7 protein-coding genes are annotated in these 6,595 nt (G+C 64.7%); all 7 read left to right on the top strand.

The features are described 5' to 3' along the window. The first annotated feature begins 227 nt into the window (after positions 1-227). The 7 genes from bchY to pufC all read left to right on the top strand — a co-directional run bounded on the left by bchY (position 228) and on the right by pufC (position 6,562). The gene (bchY, locus tag ON00_RS09255; RefSeq protein WP_245535629.1) at positions 228-1,571 is read left to right on the top strand and encodes a chlorophyllide a reductase subunit Y; all 1,344 of its coding nucleotides are present in this window, start codon (positions 228-230) and stop codon (positions 1,569-1,571) included. Beyond that, on the top strand, positions 1,568-3,013 hold the full coding sequence (gene bchZ / locus ON00_RS09250) for a chlorophyllide a reductase subunit Z (protein ID WP_010405247.1): 1,446 nt from the start codon (positions 1,568-1,570) through the stop codon (positions 3,011-3,013). Before bchY ends, bchZ begins: the two co-directional genes overlap by 4 nt. Before the next feature lie 123 nt (positions 3,014-3,136). Beyond that, entirely contained in the window at positions 3,137-3,298 is a 162-nt protein-coding gene (gene pufB / locus ON00_RS20150; protein WP_010405246.1) for a light-harvesting antenna LH1, beta subunit, read from the top strand. Between the two features lie 35 nt (positions 3,299-3,333). Then, the gene (pufA, locus tag ON00_RS09245; protein WP_010405245.1) at positions 3,334-3,513 is read left to right on the top strand and encodes a light-harvesting antenna LH1, alpha subunit; all 180 of its coding nucleotides are present in this window, start codon (positions 3,334-3,336) and stop codon (positions 3,511-3,513) included. Positions 3,514-3,644: 131 nt separating this feature from the next. After that, on the top strand, positions 3,645-4,481 hold the full coding sequence (pufL, locus tag ON00_RS09240; RefSeq protein ID WP_010405244.1) for a photosynthetic reaction center subunit L: 837 nt from the start codon (positions 3,645-3,647) through the stop codon (positions 4,479-4,481). Positions 4,482-4,496: 15 nt separating this feature from the next. Continuing rightward, on the top strand, positions 4,497-5,471 hold the full coding sequence (gene pufM / locus ON00_RS09235; protein ID WP_010405242.1) for a photosynthetic reaction center subunit M: 975 nt from the start codon (positions 4,497-4,499) through the stop codon (positions 5,469-5,471). Continuing rightward, the gene (gene pufC, locus ON00_RS09230) at positions 5,468-6,562 is read left to right on the top strand and encodes a photosynthetic reaction center cytochrome PufC (protein ID WP_010405240.1); all 1,095 of its coding nucleotides are present in this window, start codon (positions 5,468-5,470) and stop codon (positions 6,560-6,562) included. Before pufM ends, pufC begins: the two co-directional genes overlap by 4 nt. Positions 6,563-6,595 lie beyond the last annotated feature (33 nt).

Genomic DNA, 6,595 nt, shown 5'->3' with positions numbered 1-6,595 from the left:
GGCCCGTTGTCGCCGCCGATCGCCCGCCCCAGGCCGACCCACCCCCGACCCCTCCCTTCCAGGGAGGGGAGGAGCGAAATCGTGATCGGATCGACCTGTCCGCGACAAGCGGCAGTTGCTCCAGCGGCTCCACCTTGCGCGAAGCCGCCGAACTGGCCGGTAAATCCGACGTGCTCGCGCGCTACGACGCGGATTACCCAAAAGGCCCGCACGATCAGCCGCAATCGATGTGCCCCGCCTTCGGTAGCTTGCGCGTTGGTCTGCGGATGCGCCGCACCGCGACGATCCTGTCGGGCTCGGCCTGCTGCGTTTATGGCCTGACCTTCACCTCGCATTTCTACGGGGCGAAACGCAGCGTCGGCTATGTGCCCTTCTCGTCCGAGACGTTGGTCACCGGAAAACTGTTCGAGGACATTCGCGAGGCGGTGCATCAGGTCGCCGATCCGGCGCTATATGACACCGTCATCGTCACCAATTTGTGCGTGCCGACCGCATCGGGCGTGCCGCTGCAATTGCTGCCCGACCAGATCAATGGCGTGCGCATCATCGGCATTGATGTGCCGGGCTTCGGCATCCCGACCCATGCCGAGGCCAAGGATGTGCTGGCAGGCGCGATGCTGAGCTATGCGCGCCGCGAGGCCGAACAAGGCCCGGTCGCGGCGCCCAAACAACGACCGGACCGGCCGACCGTGACTCTCCTTGGCGAGATGTTTCCGGCTGACCCGCCAGGAATCGGGCTATTGCTCGAACCGCTGGGCCTTGCGGCCGGCCCGGTCGTCCCGACGCGCGAATGGCGCGAGCTCTATTCTGCGCTCGATTGCGCTGCGGTCGCCGCGATCCACCCCTTTTACACCGCGAGCGTGCGCGAATTCGAAGCGGCTGGGCGCAGCGTGGTCGGGTCGGCCCCGGTCGGCGTTGAGGGCACCGCCGCCTGGCTCGATGCGATCGGTGCCGCCTGCGGCATCGCGCAGGACACGGTCGATGCGGCCAAGAACCGGTTTTTGCCCGCCATCGGCGGTGCGCTGGCGGCGCGGCCCATAACCGGGCGGATCACCGTATCGGGCTATGAAGGATCGGAATTGCTGGTCGCGCGGCTGCTGATCGAGAGCGGCGCGGACGTGCCCTATGTCGGCACCGCTTGCCCGCGCACGATCTGGTCCGATCCCGACCGGGAATGGCTGATCGCGCGGGGGTGTCGCGTGCAATATCGCGCCAGCCTCGAACAGGATCTGGCGGCGGTCGACGAATTCCGCCCCGATCTCGCGATCGGCACCACGCCGGTCGTGCAACATGCCAAGCAGAAGGCGATCCCGGCGCTCTATTTCACCAACCTCATCTCGGCGCGGCCGCTGATGGGCCCGGCCGGGGCGGGCAGCCTCGCTCTCGTCGTCAATGCAGCGCTCGCCAACCAGGCGCGCTTCGACACGATGACCGCCTTTTTCGAAGGGGTCGGCGCCGGGCCGAGTGCGGGCGTGTGGGAAAATACGCCGGTCGACCGGCCCGAATTCAAGGCGAAATACGCCGCCAAACGCATCGCCGCCGCCAAGGCCGAAGAAAGCGTCGGCGTATGACCCTCATCCTCGATCACGATCGGGCGGGCGGCTATTGGGGGGCGGTCTACGCCTTCACCGCGATCAAGGGGCTGCAAGTCATCATTGATGGCCCGGTCGGCTGCGAGAATCTGCCCGTCACCTCGGTGCTACATTATACAGATGCGCTGCCGCCGCATGAATTGCCGATCGTCGTTACCGGGCTTGGCGAGCAGGAACTCGGTCGCGACGGCACCGAAGGCGCGATGAAGCGCGCCTGGGCGACGCTCGATCCCGATTTGCCCGCGGTGGTGGTGACCGGCTCGATCGCCGAGATGATCGGCGGCGGGGTGACGCCCGAGGGCACCAACATCCAGCGCTTCCTGCCGCGCACGATCGACGAGGACCAATGGCAAGCGGGCGACCGCGCGCTGACTTGGCTGTGGACGCAATTCGGCCCCAAGAAAGTGCCCGCTTTGCGCCCGCTGAAGGACGGCGAGCGGCCCAAGGTCAATCTCATCGGGCCGATGTATGGCTGTTTCAACATGCCCTCCGATCTCGCCGAAATCCGGCGGCTGGTGGAGGGGATCGGTGCCGAAGTGGGGATGGTCTTCCCGCTTGGCAGCCATTTGGCCGATGTCCGCAAGCTCGCCGATGCGCGCGTCAATATCTGCCTCTACCGCGAATTCGGGCGCGGGTTGTGCGAGGCGCTGGAGCGGCCCTATCTGCAAGCGCCGATCGGGCTGCACTCGACCACCTTGTTCCTGCGCAAGCTGGGCGAATTGCTCGGGCTCGACCCCGAACCGTTCATCGAGCGCGAAAAGCATACGACGATCAAGCCGCTCTGGGATCTGTGGCGCTCGGTCACGCAGGATTTCTTCGGCACGGCGAGCTTCGGCATCGTCGCGACCGACACATATGCGCGGGGAATCCGTAATTTCCTCGAAACCGATATGGGTCTGCCCTGCCATTTCGCGTTCAGTCGGACGGCGGGGGGCAAGCCCGATAATCAGGCGGTGCTTGATGCGATCAAGGCCAACCCGCCGCTGATCGTGTTCGGCAGCTTCAACGAGCGCATGTACATGGCCGAGACCGGCGCGCGCGGGGTTTATATTCCGGCGAGCTTCCCCGGCGCGGTGATCCGCCGCCATACCGGCACTCCGTTCATGGGCTATGCTGGCGCGACCTATCTCATCCAGGAAGTGTGCAACGCGCTGTTCGACGCGCTGTTCATGATCCTGCCGCTGGCGGGGCAGCTCGACACGGTCGAGGCGACCCCGGCGCGGATCGAGCGCGAGCTGGCGTGGGACGATGCCGCCAAGGCCGCGCTCGATGCGGTGGTGGAGCGCGAGCCCGTGCTGGTGCGCATTTCCGCTGCCAAGCGCATTCGCGATGCCGCCGAACGCGGTGCGCGCCGCGCGGGCGAAGCGCGCGTGACGTCGGATCATCTGGCGACGGCGATTGCCGAAAGCCGCGGCGGATGAGCGTCCGCCCCCCTCTTTCCGCCACTGCGCGGACACGAAATCCGCACGGCAGGGGCCGCGTGGATGCAGCCGGGGAGCGCCTTCAACGCTCCTGTTCTTGGTCGTCAGAATGGAGACGGAGCGATGAGCGACAATAGAAATGAAAGGTTGGGGCCAGGAACATACCTGACACCCGACGAAGCCAAGGAATTTCACAAGATCTTCGTGACCAGCTTCCTGATCTTCACCAGCATCGCGGTTGTCGCGCATATTCTGGTGTGGGTGTGGAAGCCCTGGATTCAGTGATCCATCGTACGATGCTCTAAAAAGGAGTCCACATCATGTGGAGAATATGGCTTATTTTCGATCCGCGCCGGACGCTGGTCGCGCTGTTCGCGTTCCTGTTCGTGCTGGCGTTGCTGATCCACTTCATCCTGCTCAGCACGGATCGCTACAATTGGCTAGATGGTCCGCACACGGCGCATGCTGCCGCCACGGCACCCGCCGCACCGACGCCCTAGCCGGTCGATCGTGGGCGGGCGCTATCCCACCCGCCCACGTCCACCGCCGCCCGGCGCGCAATATGGCGCGTCGCGGTGCGTGTCACAGCAAGAAGGGACCCTGCTGAAGCGGGGTTTGGGGAGGTGTCGTCATGGCGCTGCTGAGTTTTGAACGGAAATACCGTGTTCGCGGTGGCACGCTGCTCGGCGGCGACCTTTTCGACTTTTGGGTTGGTCCCTTTTATGTCGGCTTCTTCGGCGTCACCACGGCGTTGTTTGCGGGGCTGGGCACGGCGCTGATCTTCTACGCCGCCTCGCTCGGGCCGACATGGAACCCATGGCTGATCAGCATCGCCCCGCCCGACATCAAATACGGCCTGTCGCTGGCACCCTTACGCGAGGGTGGGTTCTGGCAGATCATCACGATTTGCGCGATCGGGTCGTTCGTGTCCTGGGCGCTGCGCGAGGTCGAGATCTGCCGCAAGCTCGGCATCGGCTATCATGTGCCCGCCGCCTTCGGCGTCGCGATCTTCGCTTATGTCTCGCTAGTGGTGATCCGCCCGTGGCTGCTCGGCGCATGGGGCTTTGGCTTCCCCTACGGCATCTTCAGCCATCTCGATTGGGTGTCGAACACCGGCTACCAATATCTGCATTTCCATTACAATCCGGCGCACATGCTCGCGGTGAGTTTCTTCTTCACCACGACGCTCGCGCTCGCTTTGCATGGCGGGTTGATCCTGTCGGCGGTGAACACGCCCAAGGACGGCATTGGCGGCGGGGAAGTGAAGACGCCCGAATATGAGGACGCCTTCTTCCGCGACACGATCGGTTATTCGGTCGGCACGCTCGGCATCCACCGGCTCGGGCTGTTCCTGGCGCTGAGCGCGGGTTTCTGGAGTGCGGTGTGCATCATCATTTCCGGGCCCTTGTGGACCCGTGGCTGGCCGGAATGGTGGAGCTGGTGGCTCAACCTGCCGATCTGGTCCTGAGGGGGGAGGGGTACGATGGCAAGCTATCAGAACATCTTCACGCAAATCCAGCTGCGCGGCCCGGCCGAAATGGGCCCGGCGCTTGGCGGCTATGATTTCCCGCGGCTGGGCAAGCCCGGCGTCTCTTATTGGATGGGCAAGATCGGCAATGCGCAGATCGGGCCGATCTATCTGGGTGGGCTCGGCATCCTGTCCTTGATGTTCGGTTTCCTCGCCTTTGAGGTGGTCGGGCTCAACATGTGGGCGTCGGTCGGCTGGAACCCCATTCAGTTCGTGCGGCAATTGCCGTGGCTGGCGCTCGAGCCGCCCGGGCCCGAATATGGCTTCCAGCTGTTCGTGCCGCTGGCGCATGGCGGCTGGTGGCAGATTGCCGGTTTCTCGATGACCACATCGGTGTTGCTGTGGTGGCTGCGCACCTTCCGCCGTGCGCGCGCGCTGGGGATGGGCACGCATGTCTCCTGGGCCTTTGCCAGCGCGATCTGGCTGATGCTGGTGCTGGGCTTCATCCGCCCGATGCTGATGGGCAGCTGGGCCGAGGCGGTGCCGTTCGGCATCTTCCCGCACCTCGATTGGACCGCGGCCTTCTCGATCCGCTACGGCAATTTGTTCTACAATCCGTTCCACTGCCTCTCGATCGTGTTCCTTTACGGATCGACCTTGCTGTTCGCGATGCATGGCGCGACGATCCTGGCGGTTGGCCGCTATGGCGGCGAACGCGAGCTTGAACATATCACCGATCGCGGCACCGCCGCCGAGCGCGCGGCCTTGTTCTGGCGCTGGACGATGGGCTTCAACGCCACCTATGAATCGATCCATCGCTGGGCGTGGTGGTTCGCGATGCTGACGACGCTGACCGGCGGGATCGGCATCCTGCTGACGGGCACCGTCGTCGACAATTGGTATCTGTGGGCGATCCAGCATGGCTATGCCCCGTCCTATCCGGGGACCGGCGTCGTCGATCCCGCCTCGCTTCCGGGAGCATCGCAATGAGCGCGGTCGGCAAACTCTTCGCGGGCGCGGCGGTGGCGGGCGCGGTGCTGCTCGGCGGGTGCGAGCTTGGCCCCAAGACCACGCAGCAGACCGGGTTCCGGGGCACGGGCATGGACCAGATCGTCGATCCCGATCATGTCGTAAAGCTCGCCGCGATCCCCGCCCCGCCTTATGCGACGCCCGACGATAGCGGCCCGCGCGCCGGCCAGACGTACCAGAATGTGAAGGTGCTGGGGAACGTCTCGACCGAGCGCTTCAACCATTTGATGGCGTCGATCAACCAATGGGTCGCGCCGCCCGAACAGGGCTGCAATTACTGCCATAACCCTGAGAACATGGCCTCGGACGAGAAATATACCAAGATCGTCGCGCGGCGGATGTTGCAGATGACGCTCAACATCAACGGCAAATGGTCGAGCCACGTCAAGAATACGGGTGTGACCTGCTACACCTGCCACCGCGGCAATGCCGTGCCGACCTATAAATGGGCGATCGCCGAGGGCACGCCCGATCCCGACACGATTCTGCGCAACAAGCATGGCCAGAATTCGCCCAATGCCAGTGTGGGTTTCGCTTCGCTGCCTTATGATCCCTTCGCGACCTATCTTGCCGGCAAGGCGCAGATCCGCGTCGCGGCGAGCAGCGAATATCCGTCCAAAGACCATGTCGTATCGATCAAGGATGCGGAGAAGACGTACGGCCTGATGATGCACATGAGCAGCGCGCTCGGCGTCAATTGCACCTATTGCCACAACAGCCAGTCGTTCCGCTCCTGGACGATCAGCCGCCCGCAGCGCGTGACGGCCTATTACGGCATCCGCATGGTGCGCGATGTGAACGCGGACTATATCACCCCGCTCGCCTCGGTCTTCCCGGCCTATCGCAAGGGGCCGCATGGCGATCCCTATAAGGTGAACTGCCAGACCTGCCACCAGGGCCAGTCCAAGCCGCTCGGCGGCGTGTCGATGCTGGCGGCCAACCCGGCGCTCAAACCCCCGCCGACGCGCGTCGTCGCGGCCGAGGGGGGCGCGGCGGGCAAGGCGGTGCCGGCGCTGATGGCCAACCCGCAGGCGATGACTCGGCGGCCATGATGCGCGCGCGTGCGCAGCCAAGGGGTTGCGCAC

The sequence above is a fragment of the Sphingomonas echinoides ATCC 14820 genome, assembly GCF_000241465.1.
Classification (GTDB): Bacteria; Pseudomonadota; Alphaproteobacteria; order Sphingomonadales; family Sphingomonadaceae; genus Sphingomonas; species Sphingomonas echinoides.
This window is presented reverse-complemented; position numbering and strand designations above follow the sequence as displayed.

Excerpts from the sequence above, each read along its gene's own strand:
- pufA (WP_010405245.1), top strand. The coding sequence starts at position 3,334 with ATGTGGAGAATATGGCTTATTTTCGATCCGCGCCGGACGCTGGTCGCG.
- bchY (WP_245535629.1), top strand. The coding sequence starts at position 228 with ATGTGCCCCGCCTTCGGTAGCTTGCGCGTTGGTCTGCGGATGCGCCGC.
- bchZ (WP_010405247.1), top strand. The coding sequence starts at position 1,568 with ATGACCCTCATCCTCGATCACGATCGGGCGGGCGGCTATTGGGGGGCG.
- pufM (WP_010405242.1), top strand. The coding sequence starts at position 4,497 with ATGGCAAGCTATCAGAACATCTTCACGCAAATCCAGCTGCGCGGCCCG.
- pufC (WP_010405240.1), top strand. The coding sequence starts at position 5,468 with ATGAGCGCGGTCGGCAAACTCTTCGCGGGCGCGGCGGTGGCGGGCGCG.
- pufB (WP_010405246.1), top strand. The coding sequence starts at position 3,137 with ATGAGCGACAATAGAAATGAAAGGTTGGGGCCAGGAACATACCTGACA.
- pufL (WP_010405244.1), top strand. The coding sequence starts at position 3,645 with ATGGCGCTGCTGAGTTTTGAACGGAAATACCGTGTTCGCGGTGGCACG.